Source organism: Paenibacillus gallinarum (assembly GCF_014836635.1).
Classification (GTDB): Bacteria; Bacillota; Bacilli; order Paenibacillales; family Paenibacillaceae; genus Paenibacillus; species Paenibacillus gallinarum.
This window is the reverse complement of sequence record NZ_JACSQL010000054.1, coordinates 1-826: the sequence shown is the minus strand read 5'-3', so window position 1 is coordinate 826 and position 826 is coordinate 1. Positions and strand designations below refer to the sequence as shown.

At 44.3% G+C, this 826-nt stretch carries 2 rRNA genes; both read left to right on the top strand.

Annotation, left to right across the window (positions count from 1 at the left end):
- A 16S ribosomal RNA gene (locus tag H9647_RS25590) occupies positions 1-66 on the top strand; the annotation flags it as partial.
- A 360-nt stretch (positions 67-426) separates the two neighbouring features.
- Positions 427-826, top strand: a 23S ribosomal RNA gene (locus H9647_RS25585); the annotation flags it as partial.

The following is an 826-nucleotide window of genomic DNA, read 5'->3' as shown; positions in this document are numbered from 1 at the left end:
TAGATGATTGGGGTGAAGTCGTAACAAGGTAGCCGTATCGGAAGGTGCGGCTGGATCACCTCCTTTCTATGGAGAATTGTTTCCTGCAATGGAAACATTCAAATATACGTACGACGAAAGTCGACGGACCACTTTGCGAAAGCAAAGTAACACTCACTCGTTGTTCAGTTTTGAGAGTTTAATCTCTCAAAATCAAGTCATAAAATTTTATCCGCACTTTTCGTGATGGACCAAGAATTTTATGATCGCAATAAATTTGATCCTTGAAAACTAGATAACGAAACAATTTTGCGATTTTAGAAATATCCTTTAAGCTGAACTTGTGTTAAACAAGTAAAGATTAATAGATTGCTTAGCGAAGTTTTTGGATGATGAACGACTTTTGGCGCAAGCCAACCGGAGTGAATCAGTCAAAAATGAGCATATGGTTAAGCTATTAAGAGCACACGGAGGATGCCTAGGCGCTAGGAGCCGATGAAGGACGTGGCGAACAACGATACTGCCTCGGGGAGCTGTACGCAAGCTTTGATCCGGGGATGTCCGAATGGGGAAACCCAGCTATCGTAATGGATAGTTATCTCCACCTGAATACATAGGGTGGTTGAAGGCAGACCAGGGGAACTGAAACATCTAAGTACCCTGAGGAAGAGAAAACAATAGTGATTCCGTCAGTAGCGGCGAGCGAACGCGGATTAGCCCAAACCAATCAGCTTGCTGGTTGGGGTTGTGGGACGTCTCACATGGAGTTACAAAGGAACCGATTAGTTGAAGAGGTCTGGAAAGGCCCGCCAGAGAAGGTAAAAGCCCTGTAGTCAAAAGTCTGTTC